Source organism: Prauserella muralis (assembly GCF_003202285.1).
GTDB lineage: Bacteria > Actinomycetota > Actinomycetes > Mycobacteriales > Pseudonocardiaceae > Prauserella_B > Prauserella_B muralis.
In genome coordinates this window covers 13,852-35,044 of the sequence record NZ_MASW01000007.1, presented here as the reverse complement: position 1 = coordinate 35,044, position 21,193 = coordinate 13,852, and the positions used below count along the sequence as shown (strand labels likewise).

Below are 21,193 nucleotides of genomic sequence, written 5' to 3'. Positions count from 1 at the left end.
GCGTGAGGCCAGGGGCACGGCTCAGGACGACTCACCGGCGAAGACCTCCTCGCAGTACGCGACGAACTCCGCCGAGCGCCGCGTGAGCCGGGTGTGCCGCGGCCAGGCCAGCAGCACCGACACCGCGTAGCCGGAGAGCTCGGAGATCGACTTGGACACCACGGGCAGTCCCTCGTAGGTGCGGTCGTTGGCCGGGCGCTGGATCAGCATGGCGTAGCCGAGGCCACGGCCGACCAGCGCGCGAGCCGTCTCGAAACTGCTCGTGCGGTGGCGCACCATCGGTTTGACGCCCGCGTCCGTGCACAGCCGCAGCGTGTGGTGCGAGCTCGGCGGTGCGTCGAGCAGCACCATCGGCTCGTCGGCCAGATCGTGCAGCGCGACCTCGGGTTCGCCGGCCAGCCTGTGGTCGGCGGGCAGCAGCACGTGTGGCCGCCGGTGATACAGCGGGACCTGGGCGATCTCCGGGAGGATCTCCATGTCGTAGAGCACGGCGAGGTCGAGCTCGCCCGCGAGGAGCAGGCGTTGCAACGCGTCCTGCGTGCCCTCCGTGAAGTCGATCGTCACGCGCGGATATCGCGCCCCGAAGCCATGCAGCAGGCGGGGCAGCACCGTGGGCGCGAGCGTGAGATAGCAGCCCAGCGCCAGCCTGCCCGCCAGGTCCGCCGAGTCGCCTGCGCTCGTCTCCTCCAGGTCCTCCGCCTGCCGCAGCAGGGCCCTGGCCTGCTGCAGCACCTGGGTTCCGCTCGGGGTGAGCGTGATGCCGTGCGCCTTGCGCCTGACGCACAGCTGGACCTTCAGCGCGCGTTCCAGCTCGCCCAGCGCAAGGGACACTGCGGACTGCGACACGTGAAGGCGATTCGCGGCCGCGCTGATCGTGCCTTCCTCGGCCGCGGCGACGAAGTACCACAGCTGCCGCAGCGAGAAGCCAGGGAGATTGCTCAGCTTTTCCACGGTTGCTTCCCGGAATTCTGTTCTTTACCTGAGGTAGGGGCGCGACTCACTGTAAACCCGCGACCGGCTCCCCGACGATGAGGAGACACATGATGAGCCCGCTCGATGCCCACCAGGGCACCACCAGACGAACCTCGGAACGCACGGTGCGGCCGATCCGGGTCGCCATGGCCAGCTTCATCGGCACCGCGGTCGAGTGGTACGACTACTTCATCTACGGCATGGCCGCGGCGCTGGTGTTCGGCCCGCAGTTCTTTCCCGGCTTCTCGCCCTTGGCGGGCACCCTGGCCTCGTTCGCCACCTTCTCGGTCGGGTTCCTGGCGAGGCCGATCGGTGGCGTGGTGATGGGCCATTTCGGAGACCGGGTCGGCCGCAAGTCGATGCTCGTCACGTCGCTGATGCTGATGGGACTCGCGACGGTCGGCATCGGGCTGCTGCCGACCTACGCCACGATCGGGGTCTGGGCGCCGATCCTGCTCGTGCTGCTGCGCCTGCTGCAGGGTGTCGGCGTCGGCGGCGAATGGGGTGGCGCCGTCCTCATGGCGGTGGAGCACGCGCCGCCGCGGCGGCGCACGTTCTACGGCAGCTTCCCGCAGATGGGTGTTCCTGGCGGGTTCGTACTCGCCAGCCTGGTCTACCTCGTCATGACGGCGTCGCTGTCGCCCGAGACGATGGCAGGCTGGGGCTGGCGCGTGCCGTTCCTGGCCAGTGCCGTCCTGCTGGCGGTGGGACTCGTGATCCGGCTGTCCATTGCGGAAAGCCCCGCGTTCCAGGAGGTGAAGGCGGCCGGCCGGCAGGAGCGGCTGCCGGTCCTGGTCGTGCTGCGCAAGAACCTCAAGCAGGTGCTGGTGGCGGCGGGTGCGTTCGCGGGAAACAACGCTCTCGGCTACATCTTCATGGCGTACCTGCTGTCGTACACGACCACGGTGCTCGAGCTGGACCGCGGCACGATCCTGGCGTTCATCGTGGCCGGATCCGCCGTGTGGCTGGTGGTGACCCCGATCGCGTGCCTGCTGTGTGACCGCTACGGGGCGCGGCCGGTGCTGCTGTTCGGCTCGGCGGGCCAGATCGTCTGGGCGGCCGCGCTCTTCCCGCTCGTCAACACGGCCAGCCCGGCCCTGATCCTCGTGGCGATCATCGGACTCGCGGTGTTCCTGGCCATCGTCTACGGCCCCCTGGCGGTGCTGTTCGCGGAGCTGTTCTCCGCCGAGGTGCGCTACAGCGGCGCCTCGCTGGGCTACCAGCTCGGCTCCATCCTCGGCGGCGGGCTCGCCCCGACCGTGGCGACCGCGTTGTACGTCACCTGGAACTCGACGACGCCGATCAGCGCGTACCTGACCGTGATGGCCGTGGTGTGCCTGGCCTGCCTGGCCCACCTCACCCGGCGCACGCGAGTGAAGCGCGGCTGAGCCTGCCGGGCCGACGAGCAGCTGACGCGGTCCTCCTGCCGCGGCAGGTGGCTCCCCAATGCCACATTTGTAGCGTTCAGCGCCACCAATGCGGCATTCGTAGCGTTCAACGCTACGAATGCCGCATTGGGGAGCTCGGTGCGGCCGGGTGGTCACGCCAGCGCTGTCCAGATGCTCTTGACCTCGGTGTAGGCGAGGATGGCTTCCCATCCCATCTCCCTGCCGATGCCCGAGGCCTTCGTGCCGCCCCACGCCGCGGCGGCGTCGAGCATCGGCGGCATGTTGAGGTAGACGGTACCCGCGCGGACTGACGCGGCGAGGCGGTTCGCGGTGGTGATGTCCCGGGACCAGATCACCGCGGCGAGGCCGAAGTCCGAGTCGTTGGCCCGTTCGGCGATGTCCTCGGACGACTCGTAGGGCAGCACGGGCAGCACCGGGCCGAAGATCTCTTCGCGGGCGATGCGCATGTTCTGCCGGACGCCGGTGAACACTGTCGGCTCGTAGAAGTAGCCGTCGGAGAGGTCACCGTCGGCACGGGCGCCGCCCGTGACGAGCTCGGCGCCTTCGGTGACACCCGATCTCACCAGCGAGTCGACCCGTTCGAGGTGCTCCTGCGACACGAGAGGACCCAGCTGGGTGTCCGGGTCGGTGCCGGGGCCGAGCTTGAGCGAACGGGCGGCACGGGCGAGCTTGTCGACGAACTCGTCGGCTCTCCGGTGGTCGACGTAGAGGCGGGAGCACGCGGCGCAAACCTGCCCGGAGTTCACGGTGCCGCCGATGAGGTTGCCCGCCACGGCGGCGTCGATGTCGGCGTCGGCGGTCACGATGCTGGGGGTCTTCCCGCCGAGTTCGAGGGAGAGTCGTTTGAGTGCACGCCCGGCGCCGGCGCCGATCTCACGGCCGGCCTCGGTGGAGCCGGTGAAGGAGACCTTGGCCACCCTGGGGTGGGTGACCAGCGCCTGCCCGATCTCCGGCCCGCCGAGGACGAGGTTGAGCACGCCCGGCGGAAAGCCTGCTTCGGCGGCGAGCTCGACCAGCCGCACCGTGCTCAGCGGCGTCTGTTCCGCGGGCTTGATCACGACCGTGTTGCCGGTGACGAGGGCGGGCGCGAGCTTCCACGTCAGGATGGTCAGCGGAAAGTTCCAGGGGGTGATGAGAGCACAGACGCCGAGTGGTTCCCGCCGCGTCCGGTAGTCGACGTCCGGTATGGACAGTGGTGCGGTGATGCCGGTGATCTTGGTGGCCCATCCGGCGTAGTAGCGCAGGTGCTCGACGACGTTGGGTATGGCGATTCCGGCCGAGACCGAGAGGGGCTGTCCCTGGTCGGTGGTCTCGAGCAGGGCGAGCTCGTCGGCGTGAGCCTCGACCAGGTCCGCGAGGCGATTCAGGAGCCGCGCACGCGTGCTGGGCGGCATGGCGGCCCATTCCGGTGCGGTGAAGGCCGCCGCCGCGGCGGCGACGGCCTCGTCGACGTCCTCGTGGCTGGCGTGGGCGACCTCGGTGATGGTCTTGCCGGTGGCAGGGTCGAGCGTCGGGAACCAGCCCGCACGCCCGGTACGCCACTCGCCGTTGATGAACAGCTGATTTCGCATGGAGGATCCTCTCGTGCTCAGCCGATGCCGGGCTGATCGAGCCAGCGGTGCCCGCCCCGGACGAAGACCAGAGGCTCGCGGTGGAAGTTGTTGTAGCGCAGGACTTCGCCGACGAGCAGTACGTGGTCTCCGCTGGTGAACTGGTGCGCGAGGCGGGTCTCGAACCGCGCGGCGCATCCGTCGAGGAGTGGCGCCCCGCCCCACCCTTCGGTGACGTTCAGGCCCGCGAACTTGTCATCGGCGGGGGTGGCGAAGCGCCGGGAGAGGTCCTCCTGATGCCAGGCGAGCACGTTCACCGTGAAGTGTCCGGCGTGCCGGAACACGGGCAGGCTCGGCGAGTCCGCCCGCAGTGCCCACAGCACGAGAGGGGGCTCGAGCGAGACGGAAGCGAACGAGTTCGCGGTGACACCAACTCGGGTGCCCCCGTGCGCGGCGGTCATGACCGTGATGCCGGTGGGGAAGCAGCCGAGCGAGCGCCGGTAGCGGCGCGGGTCGTCCGCGGGAGCCAGGGCGTGTTCCTCGAGAGTCGTCATGCCGTGCCTCCCACCGCGGCCAGGCCGGCGCGTCCACGCAGCCGCAGCTCGTGACGTTCCCGTGCCTCGGTGAGGAAGCGGCTGGTCAGTGCCGGATCGTAGAAGAAGTTCTCGAGGTCGGACGGATCGTTGAACGCGTTGCAGAAACGGTTGGCCACCTCCGGCACGTCGACGGCGGTGGCGAGCAGCTCGGTGGCGTGCTGGGGCGGCACGGAGCCGGGGCTGTTGAAGGCGAGCATCGTGTTGGTGAACCTCGTCGGGTGCCGGGCCTGCTCCCAGAACCGGTCGAAGGCAGCCCGCATCCACGGCTCGTCGAAGGGCTGTGAGCCACGGTCGAGAATCAGCTGGTGCATCACCGCCGCGTGCGCACTGGCGTTGTTCGCACCCTGACCGCAGCACGGGTCGTTGAGCACCAGGACATCGGCCATGCCGACCACCGTCCGGCCCGACGGCAGCGTGGCGATCGGTTCCCGCACCAGTGGCGGCACCGCACCGCACAACCACCCGTTCGGATCCGAGATGCGCGCACCGGCGTAGCGGTCCACCTCCCAGGGAAAGAAGTCCGCGAACGTGCGCTTCGTCAGCTCCAGCATCTCCTCGGCCGTGGTGGCCTGGGACCATCGGTCCATGGGGCCACCGGGCAGCGCCTCCATCACCCAGGTGACGGCCGGTCCGGCCGCGGTGAGCATCGGAATTCCGAAGGCCTCGCCGACGCCGGGCCGGATGTTGTAGGACACGCCGTCCGGGCACGGGTGTTCGGTCCCGACGAGCGCGATCATGCCGATCGAGCGTTGAGGGCGCTCGTAGGTCATCCGGGCCGGGTCGGTCGCGAAGATCTTGGCGATGTCGCCCTTCCCGGCAGCGACGATCGTGAGGTCGTTCGCCGCGGCGATCTCGTCGAGACCGGCCAGGCCGACCTCGCCGTAGACGACCTTGCCCCCGCGTCCGGCGAAGGCTTCCAGCCAGGTGCTGAACTTCAGGCGCTGGTCGACCGACTGCCCGTACTGCGCGAACCGGCCCGCGAACGCGACCGCGACGTTGCCCTCGGGGTCGGTGATCTTGGCGAACGTCTGCTCGATCAACGGCTGCTCGCCGTCCCAGAAGCAGATGCCGAGGCTGCGTTCCCGATCGAGGGCCCGCCCGAACAGCCCCGCACTCGACGGAAGCCGGCTGGTGGCGATCTGCTCGGGAGTACGGTCGGAGTACACCGTCACCTCGTAGCCGTCCCTGAGCAGTCCGAACGCGAGCTGCAGCCCGCCCTGCCCGGCACCGATGATGGCGATCGAACGCACGTCTACCTCCCTGTAGGTGTGGATCCGCGGTGCGGACCGTGACTGTCCACAAGGATGTGACGGCTGCCATGCCGAGAGATCCGGGAAACCACGTGGGTGGACCACGTGGTTTCCCGGCACCGGTCAGTCGCCGGGGTCGCGGGTGGTCGCCCACACCGCGATCTCGGCGCGCGACCGGAAACCGAGCTTGGCGAGAATGTGCTCGACGTGTCCTTCGACCGTGCGGTGGGACAACACCAGCTGGGCGGCGATGTCCCGGTTGCTCATGCCCTTGCCCACCAGCGCCGCCACCTGGCGTTCGCGCCGGGTCAGGGATCGCGGTTCCGGCGTGTTCGGTGCCGCGCCCCCATCGTCACCGTAGGTCCGGGCAACGGTGCCGAGATACGTGCGCAGCTGGGCGCGACCGAGGGCGGCTCCCTCCTGGTGCGCCTTCCGATACCCGGCAGGTCCCAGCGCAGCCTGCGCCCGGGCCGCGGCCTGGTCGCGCAGGCGGGCGAGCTGCGGACCGAAGGCCCGCAGGTCGGTGCCGATCTTGCGCCACGTCGTCTCGGCGCCGCCCAGCAGGGTGGCGCCCTCGTGATGGCGGCCTGCCGCGACCAACGCGACGGCAAGTACCTCCAGCGCGAGCACCACCCCGAGCTGGTTCTCCAGCGGCATGCTCAGTTCGAGGCTCTGACATCCTGCCGTGACCGCATGCGCGAGCCGGCCCTCCACCACCGCGACGTGGGCGCGTGCCCACAACGTATAGGAACGGGCCCATCCGTCGCCGATCGAGGTGCTGCACTCGAGCGCCTCGTCGCACAGCCGGTTCGCTTCCGCAGGGTGTCCGAGCAACGCCTGGGTGAGGGCAAGCTGGAACAGCGACATCAGCAGGCCCTCGGCCGAGCCATGGGTGCGATGCCCGGCCGCCGCCACCGTGAACTGTTCGACGGCGGCGGCGAGGTCGCCGGTGAACAGGGCCAGCGATCCCTGCCAGGTCGCGCGGTAGCTGTGGGTGTTCGGCCCCGCGACCGCATCAAGTGCTGCGCACTCGTCCAGCCGGTCACGTGCCGCGTCCTGGTCGCCCTGCAACATGGCGACCCAGGCGCAGGACCACAGCGCCTCGACACGTTCCGGGCACGCCGCGGTGTGCGCGGCCAGCGCCTGCTCCAGGCGCCGCCGGCCTTCTTGCAGGTGACCGCCCATCACCCACAGGATGCGCAGCCGGGCGGCGAGCGCCAGAGCGTTCCGCCGAGCATGGGCGTCACCATCGCGGACGAACGAGTCGAACGCCGCGCCGAAGTTGGGCAACTCCGTCGTCAGGTGCGCGAGCTGGCGGGCCTGGTCCGGGCCCCAGAAGGCGGCTCCGGCCCGCTCCGCCACCTGGAGGTAGTGCCGGCGATGGCGCTGCTGCAGCACCTGCTCCTCGCCGCGGGCGCGCAGCTGTTCCCGGCCGTACTCCCTGATCGACTCCAGCATCCGGTATCGCAGCCCGCACGGCGTCGTCTCGGTGCTGAGGATGGACTTCGCGACGAGCCCGTCGAGGGTGTCGAGCACATCGGCGGACCGGCGCTCCGCGCAGACGGCCTCGACGGCCCGCAGCTCGGCGGTCTCGGTGAACACCGACATGCGCGCCCACAGGCGCTGCTCGGCAGGTGAGCACAGCTCGTGGCTCCACTCGACCATCGCCCGCAGCGTGCGGTGGTGCGGAAGGCCGGTCGGGTCACCGCCGCCGAGTATCCGGAAGCGGTCGCTGACCCGGTCGAGCAGCTCGGGAAGCGACAGCGACCGCAACCGCGCGGCCGCGAGCTCGATGGCGAGCGGCAGCCCGTCCAGCCGCCGGACGAGTTGCGCCACAACGCCGACGGTCTCGTCGGTGAGCCGGTAGTGGGAACTGATCGCGCTGGCCCGTTCGTCGAGCAACCGGATCGCGGGATAGCGGGTCGCCTCCTGGGTCCGCAGCGGGGCATCGGATGCCGGAGTCTCCAGCGGGCGGACCTCGATCACCCGCTCACCGACGATGCCGAGCGGCTGTCGGCTCGCGGTCAGGATCCGCGCTCCTGGTGCCATGGGCAGCACCCGGGCGACGAAGGCCTGGCAACCGCTGAGCACGTGTTCGCAGTTGTCCAGCACGACCAGGATCTCCAGGTCCACGAGTGCCGCGACGAGATGGTCCACGACGTTGGTCGTCGAGAACTTCATGGCCAGCGCGCCGGCCACCGCTTGCGCGACCTGCGCGGGGCCGGTCAGGTGGGCCAGAGACACGAACCACGCACCGTCGGGCATCTCGGCGTCGAGCGCGCGTGCCGTCTCGATGGCCAGCCTGGTCTTGCCCACACCTCCGGGACCGAGCAGCGACACCAGGCGGCATCGCGCAAGCCCGTCCCGGACAGCCGACAGCTCGTCGTCACGGCCGACGAAACTCGTCACGTGGACGGGCAGCCGTCTCGTGGCCCCGCTCATCGTTTCTCCCGCGTCGTCGAGGGTGAAAGCAGCGTACGGTCTGGTGCTGGACAGGCCGCGGGAGGCGGTTCAGGCGTCCCAGGTGACCGGCAACGCCGTCAGGCCACGGAAGACCCAGCCATCCCAGGACTCCGCGCGGCGCGGGTCGGTGCGCACGCTGGGCAGCTCGGCATACAGCAGGGGAACGGCGATCTCGCCGATCGCGATGCGCGCGGCCCAGTGGCCTGCGCACAGATGCGTTCCGCTGCCGAATCCCAGGTGCGGCAGGCGTGGGCGGGTGATGTCGAAGCGGTCGGCGTGCTCGAACGCCGCGTCGTCGCGATTGGCCGCGCCGACGACCACCCCAACGGGAGCGCCTGCGGGCAGGAGGACGTCCTGAAGCACCACATCCCGCGTCGTCTCCCGCGGATACATCCCGATCGGGGACAGCCAGCGCACGGTCTCGTCGAACACGGTCGGCCACAGGGCCGGATCGGCGAGCGCACGTGCCCGCTGGTCCGGGTGACGGCTGAGCGCCCACACCACGTTGGTCACCATGTGCTGGGGCTCGTTCATGCCACCGGCGATCGTGAGCTTGACGTTGGCCGCGACCTGCGAGGCGGGAAGTCCGGCGCCCGCGAGAGCGGAGGTGATGGAACCGTCCGGATGCTCGCGCAGGTGCGGGACGAGCTCGTCGAGCAGGGTGTCGACCTCGTCGCGGGCGGCATCGCAGCGGCGCCAGATCTCCGCGTCGTCCAGCAGGTTGCCGGTTCCGGCGATGAACGCATGCGACCAGCGCCGCATGTCCTCGACGCCGGTGCCCCGAAGGCCCAGCAGGTCGACCAGGTTCTGGGAGGCGACGGGCGCGGCGTAGTCGCGGTTGAGGTCCGCGTCGCCGGGGCCTCGCTGCCGCAGCACCTCGAGCTGGGCCCGGGCGTTGCGTTCGAAGACCGGTGCCCAGCGCTCACGGAGGCTCTTCGGCCGCAGCGTCGGATTGATCGCCCTGCGCTCGTGCGCGTGCTCGGGGTCGTCCTTGCGGAGCATGGGCTGCGCGCCGAGCGCGCGCGCCATCGTGGCGCCGCCGCCCGACACGGCGGCGCTGAACGTCTCCTGGTCCTCCTCGATCGCGCGGCAGCCCGCGAAGGAGGTGACCAGGTACCGGTTCAGCGCGGGCACCCAGGCCACGGGGCACTCGTCCAGCAACCGCCGGTAAGTGGGGTAGGGGTCGATCGCCAACGCGGCCGGATCGACCCAGTCGGCGGCGGGTGCTGAGGTGGTGGACGTCGTCGTCATCACAACTCCTCGGGCTGGACGTCGGCTACGGGGCAGGCACGAGTTCCTGGGCGAAGCGCTTCAGGCTGAACGCCGGATCGTGCGGGTTCTCGGGGGCCGGAACGGGCCCTGCGGCGAGCAGGCGGCGGGCGGCCATGTGGTCGGCGGGCCGGTTCACCGACTCGACGGCGACGAGCCTGCCGCCGCGCAGGCAACACACCGAGAACCGGCCGGTGGCGGGGTCACCGAGGACGACGCTGTCGTCGCCGGGCAGCCGCACCCCGGCGATCTGCAGCCTGAGCTCGCCCTGGTGACTCCAGAACCAGGGCAGCTCGGCGTACTCGCGCCGCGCGCCGAGGATGACGGAGGCGACATGCCGGGCCTGGCCCGACGCATTCTGCACCGACTCCAGCCGCAGGCGGGCACCGGCATGGGAGTTCGGGTGGTTCGCGCAGTCTCCGACGGCGTAGATCGCCGGGTCGGCGGTGCGCAGGTGTTCGTCGACGACGATCCCGTCGGCCACGTCGAGGCCGGCTCGCAGCGCCAGTTCGACACGCGGCTCCACCCCGATACCCACCAGGACGAGGTCCGCCTCGTATTCCGCGCCGGTCGTGCCGATCGCGCCCCGGACCCGCCCGTTGTCGCCGACGAACCGCGCGACGGCCTCACCGCAGCGCAGGTCGGTGCCGGCGTCTCGATGAGCGTCGGCGAGGTAGGACGCGGTCTCCGCGGACACCGCCCTGGCCAACGGCCGCTCGGCCGCTTCGAGCACCGTCACCCGCGCCGCGTGCCTGCGCGCCGCCGCGGCGAACTCCAGGCCGATGAATCCGGCACCGACGACGAGGACCGAGCCGGCCTCGAGCAACGCCGTGCGCAGGGTGTCGGCGTCGGAGAGGGTGCGCAGGGCATGGATGCCGGTGAGGTCGGCGCCGGGCACGGTGAGCGCCCGGTTGACCGCCCCGGTGGCGAGCACGAGCGCGTCGTAGGGCACGTCGCCGCCGTCGGAGAGCGCCACCGTGCGGGCCCGCCGGTCCAGCGCCGTGACGGTGACGCCGGTGAGCAGCGTGATCCGGTGCTCGGCGAAGTGCCGTTCGGCGCGCAACGGCAGTGCCGCGACCCCCTCCGCCGGTGCCAGGTGCTCTTTGGACAGTGGCGGCCGCTGGTAGGGCAGGACCGGTTCGTCGCCCACGATGGTGAGGCAACCGCGGTGCCCGTGGGTGCGCAGCGCGTCGGCCACCTGGACACCGGCGTGCCCAGCGCCGACCACCACGACCCGCGCGCCGATGTGACCGGCGCGGGCGTGGCCGTCAGAGCTGGGCGCCGGGCACATCGACCTCCACCTCCTCGAGGCCTTCGCCGAGCGTCAGCTGGCAGCCGAGGCGGCTGCGACGGTCGTCGCGGGGTGCGGCGGTACAGTCGAGCATCTCCTCCTCGTCCTCGCTGATCGGCGGCAGCGCGCCGAGATGGGACTCGCGGACGTAGACGTGGCAGGTGGCGCACATCGCCTGGCCGCCGCACTCGCCGACGATGCCGGCGACGCCGTTCTGCACGGCGGCGCGCATGACGTTGCTGCCTGCGTCGGCCTCGACGACGGTGCTGGTGTCGCCGTGGTGGTGGAAAACGACCTTGGGCATCGATGCTCCTTGCTTCGAGGGTCAGTCCCAGTGAACGGGCAGGCTCAGCACGCCGCGGAAGACCCAGCCACCGATCGTGGCGGGCCGGGACGGCGCGAGCCGCAGACCGGGGAACTGGGCGAACAGGCGGGGCAGCGCGATCGACACGACGGATGCCCGCGCGATCCAGGCCCCGGCGCAGAAGTGGTTTCCGCCGCCGAACGCGAGATGGGGCTTGCGGGGGCGATCGACGTCGTAGGCATCCGGGTCGGCGAACACCCCCGGATCCCGGTTGGCGGCTCCGACCACCACACCGAGGCGGGCTCCCCGGGGGATGGCCATGCCGCAGAGCTCGGTGTCGCGGGTCGCCTCACGGGGATACATGCTGATGGGCGCGACCCACCGGATGGACTCCTCGAAGGCGTCCGACCAGCGGCCGGCGGACCGCACGCTCGCCAGCTGGCCGGGGTGGGCCAGCAGGGCCCAGACCGTCGTCGCGAGCGCGTCCCTCGGCTCGTTGAGACCTCCGCCGATCGTCATCTTGAGGTTGGCCCGCACCGAGTCCAGTGGCATCCCGGACGTTGCCAGGACCGACAGCAGGCTGCCGTCGGGCTCGGCCCGCAGAGCGGGCAGCATCTCGTCGACGGCCTCGTCGACCTCACGGGACGACCGTTCCGCGGCCGCCCACACCTGCGGGTCGTCGGCGTAGTTGCCGGTGCCGTCGATCAGGGTCTGGGACCAGCGCTGCAGGTCTTGCTGGGTGGCGTTGGAGAAGCCGAGGACCACCCGCAGGTTCTCCGCCGCATAGGGCGCCGCGAACTCGGCGACCAGGTCCGCTCCGGGCCCGGCCGCACGCAGCCGTGCGGCATAGGTCGCGTAGTTGCGGTCGAACACCGCTTCCCATCGTTGCTTGATCGCCTTCGGGCGCAGCACTCCGCCGTAGGCCTTGCGCTCGACGTCGTGCTCCGGGTCGTCCTTGCGGAGCATGCTGTGCCCCATGGAGCGCTTCATCAGCGACTGCGCCTCGTCGGCGGAGAACCGCTGCTGATCCAGTTCGATGGCATGGCAGGCCTCGTAGCCGATGACCAGGTAGCGGTTCACGGCCGGTACCCAGTGGATCGGCGCCTGCGCCCGCAGCCGTTGGTAGATCGGGTACGGGTCTTCGTAGAGGTCCGGGATCGTCACCCAGTCGGCTGCCGGGATCGGCCGCGCCTCTGTCGTGTCCACGGTCATCGTTGACGTCGCCTCCTAGCCAGCGGATGGCTCGAGTGTCAGCGGGCGCACCTCCACAGGTAAAGGTCAAAAAACCTTCCAACAACCCCAGAAAAGCTCAGGATGTCCGGCCCGAACATGGATCTGATCCGGCGCCCTTGTGTCAGATTCGAAATCGTATACGATGCTCGCGTGGTCATCGACGAGGCAGTGTTCCGCTACGACCCCACGGGGGCGGACCGACCCGGCAAGGTGCTGGCACTGCACCTCAACTACCCGTCGCGCATCGCCCAGCGAGGGCGCGCGCCGGCGGCTCCGTCCTTCTTTCTCAAGCCCTCGACGTCGGTGTCGGCCTCGGGGACGCCCATCCACCGTCCAACCGGGACCGAACTGCTGGCCTTCGAGGGCGAGATCGCGCTGGTCGTCGGCGAGCGGGTGCGCGACGTACCGATCGAGCGGGCCTGGGACGCCGTCCGGGCGGTCACCGCGGCCAACGACTTCGGGGTGTACGACCTGAGGCACGTCGACAAGGGGTCGAACCTGCGCAGCAAGGGCGGCGACGGCTTCACGCCGCTCGGCCCGGCCGCGCTCGATGCCCGCGCCGTCGATCCGGCGGCGCTGCGGGTGCGGACGTGGGTCGACGGTGAGCTGGTACAGGAGGACACCACCGCGGAGCTGGTCTTCCCCTTCGCACAGCTCGTCGCCGACGTCTCGCAGCTGATCACGCTCGAGCCGGGGGACGTCGTGCTCACCGGCACCCCCGCGGGGTCCTCGGTGGTCGTCCCCGGCCAGACCGTCGAGGTCGAGGTGGACGCGCCGACCGTGCCCGGAACCCCGTCCACGGGCCGCCTGGTCACCCCGGTCGCCGAGGGCACCGTGGCCCCCGGCCGGTACGGAGCCGGTCCGAAGGTCGACGACGAGCAGCGGGAACAGGCCTGGGGCTCGCGCGAGGCGGCGGGGCTTCCGGCCGCGTTCGAGCTCACCGACGAACTCAAGGACAAGATCAACACGGTGGGCACGGCGACCCTGAGCGCCCAGCTGCGTAAACAGGGCCTCGACGCCGTGTCCATCGACGGCGTGCGCCCCCTCACTCCGGGCACGCGCCTCGTCGGCAGGGCGCGGACCATGCGGTTCGTTCCCTTCCGCGAGGACCTCAGCGCCCGGCACGGCGGCGGGTACAACGCCCAGAAGCGCGGCTTCGACGCGCTGAATCCCGGTGACGTGCTCGTCGTCGAGGCCCGCGGCGAACTCGGCACGGGCACGATCGGCGACATCCTCGCACTGCGTGCCGTGAGCCGGGGTGCGGCCGGTTTCGTCAGCGACGGCGGCGTGCGCGACTCGCGTGCCGTGGCCGGGACGGGCCTGCCGGTCTTCGCCGCCACCGTGCATCCCGCCGTCCTCGGCCGCCGCCACGTGCCGTGGGATCTGGATCTGACGATCGCCTGCGGCGGTGCGGCCGTCCAGCCCGGCGACGTCATCGTCGGTGACGACGACGGCGTCGTGGTCATTCCCCCGGGGCTGGTCGAGGACGTCGTCGAAGGGGCCCTCCAGCAAGAGGACGAGGAGCGCTTCATCGCCGAGCAGGTCAGCGCCGGGGCCGCTGTCGAGGGGCTGTACGCGCTGACCGGCGAATGGCGCGCGGCCTACGAAGCACAACGGCAGGAGCGCCGATGACCGCCACCACGAACAAGGCCCAGCTCGCCTACGACTTCATCAAGCAGCGGATCGTCTCGGGCCGCTACACGCCCGGCTACCGGCTTGTGCTCGCGACGATCGCGACCGAGCTCGGAATGAGCGTCGTGCCGGTCCGCGAGGCGATCCGGCGGCTCGAGGCCGAACGGCTGGTCACCTTCCAGCGCAACGTCGGCGCACAGGTCGCCATGCTCGACGAGCGCGAGTACCTGCACACGATGCAGACGCTCGCGCTGCTCGAGGGCTATGCGACCGCGCTGTCCGCGCCGCTCGTCACGCCCGGCCGGCTACGCAGGGCGCGGGAGGTGAACGAGCGGATGCGCGACAGCCTCACCCAGTTCCGCCCGCACGAGTTCACCCGGCAAAACTTCGAGTTCCATTCCCTGCTGTTCGAAAGCTGTCCGAACCCGCACGTCCTCGATCTGGTGCACCGCGGCTGGGACCGCCTGGCGAACCTGCGTGACTCGACGTTCAGCTTCGTGCCCGGCCGTGCGCACGAGTCGGTCGACGAGCACGAGCGGCTGCTGCGGCTCATCGAACGGGGCGCCGACGCCGACACCATCGAGCGGGCCGCGCGTGAGCACCGCACCCACACGCTCGACGCGTTCCTCGCCCACCAGGGCGCGCAGCTGCTCGACGACTGACCCACCGAGAGGGAGAGGCACCCACCGATGTCCCTTCGCACGGAACCACGGCGACTGCGCGGATCGATCGCGCCACTGATGACGCCGTTCACGACCGATGGCGAGGTAGACCACGAGTCACTGGCGAACGCCGTGAGATGGCAGATCGCCAGCGGATCCCACGGGCTGTCGATCGGCGGCTCGACCGGCGAACCGTCCGCACAGTCCATCGCGGAGCGGCTCGGCGCGCTCAAGACCGTGCTGGCCGCCTCCGAACACACGGTCCCGGTCATTCCGGGCACCGGCACGACCAAACTGGACGAGACCATCGAGCTGACCCGCCAGGCCGCCGAACTCGGTGCCGACGCCGCCCTCGTCATCACGCCCTACTACGCCCGGCCGACCCAGGAGGCGCTGTACCGCTGGTACGCCACCGTGGCCGCCGAGGTGCCGGACCTGCCGATCCTCGCCTACAACGTGCCCAGCCGCACCTCGGTCGACATCGCGCCGGAGACGGTGGAGCGGCTCTACGCCGACGTCCCCAACTTCGTCGGCATCAAGGAGACCACCCGCGACTTCGAGCACTTCAGCCGCGTGCTGCAACGCTGCGGGCGCGACCTGGTCGTCTGGAGCGGTATCGAGCTGCTCTGCCTGCCGCTGCTGGCGCTGGGCGGCGCCGGGTTCCTCTCCGCCACCGCGAACATCGCGCCCGCGGCGCACGCACGGATGTTCGACCTCTGGTCCGCCGGCGACCACGCCGGCGCACTGGAGATCCACTATGGACTGCACCCGCTGGTGGACCTGATCTTCACCGAGACCAACCCCGCCGCGGGCAAGTGGGTGCTCGAGCAGCTCGGCGTCTTCCGCTCGGGTCATGTGCGCCCGCCGCTCATCCCGCTGACCGAGGCCGGGCAGTCCACGGCCAGGACCCTTCTCGCACAGGCCGGGCAGTACGTCTCGCCCGTCGCCGACGAGTTCACCATCGGAGCCAGGTGATCATGACCATCGCACCCGCATCCCGCGCCGAGCGCACCCCGGAGAACCTGCCGGACCGGATCCGGCACGTCATCGGCGGCGAATCCGTGGACTCCCTGTCCGGGCGCACCTTCGAGGTGCTCGACCCCGTCTCCAACGAGCCCTACCTGCGAGCCGCCGCCGGGCAGGCCGATGACGTCGACCGCGCCGTCGCCGCGGCGCGGGTGGCCTTCGACGAGGGGCCCTGGCCGACGCTGTTGCCCCGCGCCCGCGCCCGGATCCTGAACCGGATCGCCGACATCGTGTCGTCCCGGGACGCGCGCCTCGCCGAACTGGAGACCTTCGACACCGGCCTGCCCATCACGCAGGCGCTCGGCCAGGCGCAGCGCGCGGCGGAGAACTTCCGCTTCTTCGCCGACCTGATCGTCGCCCAGTCCGACGACACCTACAAGGTGCCCGGCAGGCAGGTCAACTACGTCAACCGCAAGCCCAAGGGCGTCGCGGGGCTCATCACGCCGTGGAACACCCCGTTCATGCTGGAGTCGTGGAAGCTCGCCCCCGCGCTCGCCTCGGGCTGCACCGTCGTGCTGAAACCGGCCGAGTTCACCCCGCTCTCGGCGAGCCTCTGGGCGGACATCTTCCGCGAGGCCGGCCTGCCCGACGGGGTGTTCAACCTGGTGCACGGGCTGGGGGAGGAGGCGGGCGACGCCCTGGTGAAACACCCGGACGTACGGCTCATCTCGTTCACCGGCGAGTCCAGGACCGGCGAGATCATCTTCGCGAACGCCGCGCCGACGCTCAAGGGCCTGTCGATGGAGCTGGGCGGCAAGTCGCCCGCCGTCGTGTTCGCCGACGCGGACCTCGACGCCGCGCTCGACTCCACCCTCTTCGGCGTCTTCTCGCTCAACGGCGAACGCTGCACCGCGGGCAGCCGCATTCTGGTCGAGCGCCCGGTCTACGACCGGTTCGTCGAGCGCTACGCCGCCCGCGCCACGAGGGTCGTGGTGGGTGATCCACGCGACCCACGGACGGAGGTCGGTGCGCTCGTCCACCCCGAGCACTACGAGAAGGTGATGGGCTACATCGAGCTGGGCAAGTCGGAGGGCAGGCTCGTGGCAGGCGGAGGCCGCCCCGACGGGCTCGAGACGGGCAACTACGTCGCGCCGACCGTCTTCGCGGACGTCAAGCCGGAAGCCCGCATCTTTCAGGAGGAGATCTTCGGGCCGGTCGTCGCGCTCACGCCGTTCGACACCGAGGAGGAGGCACTCGCGCTCGCGAACGGTGTCAGGTACGGGCTCGCGGCCTACCTCTGGACCCGAGACCTGGAGCGTGCGCACACCTTCGCCCAGTCCCTCGACTGCGGCATGGTCTGGCTGAACTCGCACAACGTCCGGGACCTGCGCACCCCCTTCGGCGGTGTGAAGGCCTCCGGGCTCGGCCAGGAGGGCGGCTACCGGTCGCTCGACTTCTACACCGATCAGCAGGCGGTGCACATCAGTCTCGGTGAGGTGCACACGCCGCGGTTCGGCACCGGCGCCGACGAGAAGGAGACCCAGAAGCCATGACCGGCACCGCCTCTCCCACGCCCCCGGACATCGTGCGCGCGGCGTACGGCGAACTCGTCGTCACCGACCTGGCCGCGTCCCGCGAGTTCTATGTGGACGTGCTCGGCCTGACCGTGACCGAAGAGGACGACGAGACCGTCTACCTGCGCTCGCTCGAGGAGTTCATCCATCACAACCTCGTGCTCCGAAAGGGACCCGTCGCCGCGCTCGCCGCGCTCGCCTTCCGCGTGCGCAGCCGGCAGGACGTCGACCGGGCCGAGGCCTACTACCGGGCCCTGGGCTGCCGCACGGAGCGCCGCGCCGAGGGCTGGACCGCCGGCGTCCGCGACGCCGTGCGCGTCACGGACCCGCTCGGCTTTCCCTGCGAGTTCTTCCACGAGATCGAGCACGTCGAACGCCTCATCTGGCGCTACGACCTGCACACGCCGGGCGCGCTCGTGCGGCTGGACCACTTCAACCAGGTCACGCCGGACGTGCCGAAGGGCCTCGCCTACCTGGAGGCGCTCGGGTTCCGCACCACCGAGGACATCAGGGACGACGAGGGCGTGACCTACGCAGCCTGGTTGCGCCGCAAGCCGACCGTGCACGACACGGCCCTGACCGGCGGTGACGGGCCGCGGCTGCACCACATCGCGTTCGCCACCCACGAGAAGCACAACATCATCGCGATCTGCGACAAACTCGGTGCCCTGCGCAGATCCGACGCGATCGAGCGCGGCCCGGGCCGCCACGGTGTCTCCAATGCGTTCTACCTGTACCTGCGCGACCCCGATGGTCACCGTGTCGAGATCTACACCCAGGACTACTACACCGGCGACCCCGACAATCCGCTGGTCACCTGGGACGTGCACGACAACCAGCGCCGCGACTGGTGGGGCAACGCCGTGGTGCCCAGCTGGTACACCGACGCCTCGCCCGTGCTGGATCTCGACGGCAACGTCGCGCCGGTCACCGCCCGCACCGAGAGCCGGGAAATGGACGTCACCATCGGCGCCGACGGATTCTCCTACACCCGGATCGACGGCACCGAACGCGGGTTCAAGGTCGGGGGCCAGCTGTGACAGCGCTGCCCGCTCGACATCGCACGCTCGACCGGCTCAGCGTGCGATGTCGAGCGCGGCGCGGATGATGCTGTCGGCGTCGAGGCCGTGGTGGCGGTAGACGTCCTCCAGCGATCCGGACTGGCCGAAGCGGGTGACGCCCAGCGCGGTGGTCGCGACACGGTTGACGGTGGCGAGGAACGACAGGGTGTGCGGGTGTCCATCGAGGACGGTGACGAGCGGCGTCGCCCGCTCCGCGGGAAGGACCTGATCGAGGATCCAGGAATCGGCCTGCTCGTGGCCCTGCCGGGCACGGACGGCGCGGTAGAGCAGGTCGGGGCTCGTCACGCAGACGACGTCGGCGGGGATGCCGATCTGGCCCAGCCGGTCGGCGGCGGCGAGCGCCTCGGGCACCACGGCGCCCATCGCGGCGAGGGTCACCGTGGCGCCGTCCTCGCGGCGCAGGGGATAGGCACCGGCGACCACCAGGCGCCTGCGCCGCTCCCGCGCGGCGGGATCGGCGGGCACGCCTGCGAGTGCCTGGTCGACCGGGCGCGTCGACAGCCGCAGGTAGGCCGAGCTGCCTCCCGGCTTGCCCAGCTGGGCGAGGGCGGCGAGCAGCGTCCACTCGGCGTCCTGGGCGAAGGCGGGTTCGTAGGTGAGGCAGCCCGGCTGTTCCAGCCCGATCGACGGAGTCTTGATCGACTGGTGTGCGCCCCCCTCGGGGGCGAGCGTCACGCCCGAGGGAGTGCCGATGAGGATGGACTGGCCGCCGGCGTAGATGCCGTAGGACCAGGGCTCCAGTGCGCGCTCGACGAACGGGTCGTAGAGCACTCCGATGGGCAGCAGGGGCTGGCCCCAGCGGCTCCAGGTGGCGCCGAGCTCGCCGAGCAGGCTGACGAGGTTGACCTCGGCGATACCGAGTTCGATGTGCTGTCCGGTGGGTTCCTCCCGCCAGTGCAGGATGGTCTCGGCGTCGTCGGCGAACCAGTCCCGGCGCTCCCGCGCGGACCAGACACCGACCTTGTTGACCCACCCGCCGAGGTTGGTCGTGGAGCTGACGTCGGGGCTGACGGTGACGACGCGACGGGCTGCCTCCGGTGCTTCGCGGGTGAGGTCGAGCAGGGCGCGGCCGAGCGCGGCCTGGGTGGTGGCGGTACCGGAGGGAGTGCGGCCGAAGTCGGCGGGCACCGCCGGTGGGGGAAGCGCCGGAGCGGCGGGACGGCGCAGGCGTCGCGCGGTGGCGCGGCACAGTTCGTGTTCCGGGCTGCCGTCCGGGAAGGCGCGCCACGGGTCGTCCGGGTCGGTGCCGAGCCGAGCGGCCAGTTCCCGCAGCTGGGCGTCGGTGAGCAGCGCGGAGTGGTTCTGCGGGTGCCCCTTGGTCGCGAGGCCGTGGCCCTTGATCGTGTAGGCGAAGACGACGGTCGGGCGAGTGTCGTCGATGCCTGCCAGTGCGTGGTCGAGGGCGGTCAGGTCGTGGCCGCCGAGGTTGGCGATCGCGTCCACCAGGGTGGCGTCGTCGAGGTCGGCGACGAGACCGGCGATCGCCCCGGCCGTGGGCCCGTCGCCGGGCAGGCGGCGGCGGAGCTCGGCGGCGTCGCAGCGCAGCAGGCGCTGGTACTCGGGGTTGGTCATGGCGTCGATGCGCTGCCGCAGTTCGGCCCCGCCCTCGTGGTGGAACACGTCCTCGAGCAGCCTGCCGTACTTGAGCTGGATGACCTGCCAGCCCGCGGCGGCGAACATGCCGCGCAGCTTGTCCGCGGCGATGTTGGGCACGACGCGATCCAGCGACTGGCGGTTGAGGTCGACGATCCACACGATCTCGCCGAGTTCGGCGACGCCGGGGTCGAGGACGGCCTCCCACACCGCACCCTCGTCCAGTTCGGCGTCGCCGACCAGCGAGTACTGGCGGCCCGTCCCCGCGCCACCGAAGGCGGTGTCGATGTAGCGGCGGGAGACGGCACCCCAGATCGGGGCGGTGGCGCCGATGCCCACCGAGCCGGTGGAGTAGTCGGCGGGATCGGGGTCCTTCGTGCGGCTCGGGTAGCTCTGCAGCCCGCCGAACTCGCGCAGCCGCGGCAGGTACGACGCGCCCAGCTCACCGAGCAGGTAGTTGATCGCGTGCAGCACCGGCGAGGCGTGCGGCTTCACCGACACGCGATCCTCCGGCCGCAAGTGCCGGAACCACAGCGCCGTCATGATCGAGACCATCGACGCCGACGACGCCTGGTGCCCGCCGACCTTCAGGCCGGTCGGGTTCGGCCGCACCCGGTTCGCGTGGTGGATGATCGCGCTCGACAGCCACAGCACCCGGTCCTCGACCGCGCGCAGCAGCTCGGTGGCGGGTGGGCTGACGACGGGCTCGCTCATCGGATCATCCTCGATCGGTGGGCAGGTTGCCCACAGTGAAACAACCGGCTGGACTGATGCTCAACAGGCCGGTCCGAAATTGAGCAATCTGCTCAAGCTCGGGCCGTCGCCGCGGCGGAAGGGTGAGCACAATGACGCATGGCGGCACCGTGGACCCGACGGATGCCCGGATCCTGCTGGAACTGACGGAACACCCCCGCGCGACCACCCTGGCCCTGGCCGACCGCGTCGGGATCTCCCGCAACACGGCCCAGGCGCGGCTCGCGCGGATGGAACGGGACACTCTCGCCTCCTTCGAGCGGCGGGTTCCTCCGGCCGTCCTTGGCTACCCGCTGACCGCGTTCATCACCGCCGCGGTGACGCAGCGCCGGCTCGACGAGGTCGCCGCCGCCCTCGCCACGGTGCCCGAGGTGCTGGAGGTGCACGGCATCTCCGGCCCGGTCGACCTGATGATCCACGTGGTGGCCCGCGACGCCGACGACCTGTACCGCGTCGCGGGCCGCATCCTCGCCATCCCCGGTGTCGAACGCACCAACACCGCGCTGGTCATGCGCCAGCTCGTCGACTACCGCATCACTCCGCTGCTGCGTCAGGAGGCCGAGCCCGGCGAGGCCGACGCTACCAGCGAGTAAC

17 protein-coding genes are annotated in these 21,193 nt (G+C 70.8%); 7 read left to right on the top strand and 10 right to left on the bottom strand.

The annotated features are described in order from the left end of the window. Positions 1–21 precede the first annotated feature (21 nt). Positions 22–951: a LysR substrate-binding domain-containing protein gene (locus BAY60_RS29690; RefSeq protein WP_112284726.1), complete on the bottom strand. Its 930-nt coding sequence runs from the start codon at positions 949–951 to the stop codon at positions 22–24. 92 nt (positions 952–1,043) lie between these two features. Here BAY60_RS29690 and BAY60_RS29685 point away from each other — a divergent pair, with 92 nt between their 5' ends. Continuing rightward, positions 1,044–2,360 (top strand): MFS transporter, encoded by a 1,317-nt coding sequence (locus BAY60_RS29685; RefSeq protein ID WP_112284725.1) that lies wholly within the window; start codon positions 1,044–1,046, stop codon positions 2,358–2,360. Positions 2,361–2,512: 152 nt separating this feature from the next. On the opposite strand, the gene BAY60_RS29680 is transcribed toward BAY60_RS29685, so the two are convergent. From BAY60_RS29680 to BAY60_RS29645, 8 genes are all read right to left on the bottom strand, one after another. Beyond that, positions 2,513–3,952, bottom strand: a complete 1,440-nt coding sequence (locus BAY60_RS29680) for an aldehyde dehydrogenase family protein (protein WP_112284724.1) — start codon at positions 3,950–3,952, stop codon at positions 2,513–2,515. 17 nt (positions 3,953–3,969) lie between these two features. Then, the gene (locus tag BAY60_RS29675; protein WP_112284723.1) at positions 3,970–4,485 is read right to left on the bottom strand and encodes a flavin reductase family protein; all 516 of its coding nucleotides are present in this window, start codon (positions 4,483–4,485) and stop codon (positions 3,970–3,972) included. Beyond that, positions 4,482–5,777 carry a styrene monooxygenase/indole monooxygenase family protein gene (locus tag BAY60_RS29670; RefSeq protein WP_112284722.1) on the bottom strand — a complete coding sequence of 432 codons (1,296 nt, stop codon included), beginning with the start codon at positions 5,775–5,777 and terminating at the stop codon, positions 4,482–4,484. Before BAY60_RS29670 ends, BAY60_RS29675 begins: the two co-directional genes overlap by 4 nt. 123 nt (positions 5,778–5,900) lie before the next feature. After that, on the bottom strand, positions 5,901–8,219 hold the full coding sequence (locus tag BAY60_RS29665) for an ATP-binding protein (protein ID WP_112284721.1): 2,319 nt from the start codon (positions 8,217–8,219) through the stop codon (positions 5,901–5,903). Between the two features lie 69 nt (positions 8,220–8,288). Then, positions 8,289–9,491, bottom strand: coding sequence for a cytochrome P450 (locus tag BAY60_RS29660; protein WP_112284720.1), 1,203 nt, complete (start codon positions 9,489–9,491; stop codon positions 8,289–8,291). Between the two features lie 25 nt (positions 9,492–9,516). Beyond that, the gene (locus BAY60_RS29655; RefSeq protein WP_112284719.1) at positions 9,517–10,800 is read right to left on the bottom strand and encodes an NAD(P)/FAD-dependent oxidoreductase; all 1,284 of its coding nucleotides are present in this window, start codon (positions 10,798–10,800) and stop codon (positions 9,517–9,519) included. After that, positions 10,778–11,104, bottom strand: a complete 327-nt coding sequence (locus BAY60_RS29650) for a 2Fe-2S iron-sulfur cluster-binding protein (protein ID WP_112284718.1) — start codon at positions 11,102–11,104, stop codon at positions 10,778–10,780. The genes BAY60_RS29655 and BAY60_RS29650 overlap by 23 nt, the downstream gene beginning before the upstream one ends. 21 nt (positions 11,105–11,125) lie before the next feature. Next, positions 11,126–12,316, bottom strand: a complete 1,191-nt coding sequence (locus BAY60_RS29645) for a cytochrome P450 (protein ID WP_112284717.1) — start codon at positions 12,314–12,316, stop codon at positions 11,126–11,128. Between the two features lie 117 nt (positions 12,317–12,433). On the opposite strand from BAY60_RS29645, the gene BAY60_RS29640 reads away from it, so the two are divergent. From BAY60_RS29640 to hpaD, 5 genes are read left to right on the top strand one after another with little or no spacing between them, the layout of a single operon-like run. Further along, positions 12,434–13,969 carry a fumarylacetoacetate hydrolase family protein gene (locus BAY60_RS29640; protein WP_112284716.1) on the top strand — a complete coding sequence of 512 codons (1,536 nt, stop codon included), beginning with the start codon at positions 12,434–12,436 and terminating at the stop codon, positions 13,967–13,969. Beyond that, complete coding sequence (locus BAY60_RS29635) at positions 13,966–14,631, top strand: GntR family transcriptional regulator (protein ID WP_112284715.1); 666 nt, start codon at positions 13,966–13,968, stop codon at positions 14,629–14,631. Before BAY60_RS29640 ends, BAY60_RS29635 begins: the two co-directional genes overlap by 4 nt. A gap of 27 nt (positions 14,632–14,658) precedes the next feature. Then, positions 14,659–15,606, top strand: coding sequence for a 4-hydroxy-tetrahydrodipicolinate synthase (dapA, locus tag BAY60_RS29630; protein WP_112284714.1), 948 nt, complete (start codon positions 14,659–14,661; stop codon positions 15,604–15,606). 2 nt (positions 15,607–15,608) lie between these two features. Beyond that, positions 15,609–17,150: a 5-carboxymethyl-2-hydroxymuconate semialdehyde dehydrogenase gene (gene hpaE / locus BAY60_RS29625; protein WP_112284713.1), complete on the top strand. Its 1,542-nt coding sequence runs from the start codon at positions 15,609–15,611 to the stop codon at positions 17,148–17,150. Beyond that, on the top strand, positions 17,147–18,211 hold the full coding sequence (gene hpaD / locus BAY60_RS29620) for a 3,4-dihydroxyphenylacetate 2,3-dioxygenase (RefSeq protein ID WP_112284712.1): 1,065 nt from the start codon (positions 17,147–17,149) through the stop codon (positions 18,209–18,211). The genes hpaE and hpaD overlap by 4 nt, the downstream gene beginning before the upstream one ends. A gap of 36 nt (positions 18,212–18,247) precedes the next feature. Here the strand turns inward: hpaD and BAY60_RS29615 are convergent, their stop codons facing one another. Continuing rightward, on the bottom strand, positions 18,248–20,560 hold the full coding sequence (locus tag BAY60_RS29615; protein ID WP_112284711.1) for a transketolase-like TK C-terminal-containing protein: 2,313 nt from the start codon (positions 20,558–20,560) through the stop codon (positions 18,248–18,250). Positions 20,561–20,691: 131 nt separating this feature from the next. Between BAY60_RS29615 and BAY60_RS29610 the strand changes: the two genes are divergently transcribed. Continuing rightward, positions 20,692–21,192 carry an Lrp/AsnC family transcriptional regulator gene (locus BAY60_RS29610; protein ID WP_112284710.1) on the top strand — a complete coding sequence of 167 codons (501 nt, stop codon included), beginning with the start codon at positions 20,692–20,694 and terminating at the stop codon, positions 21,190–21,192. The last annotated feature ends 1 nt before the right edge of the window (position 21,193 follow it).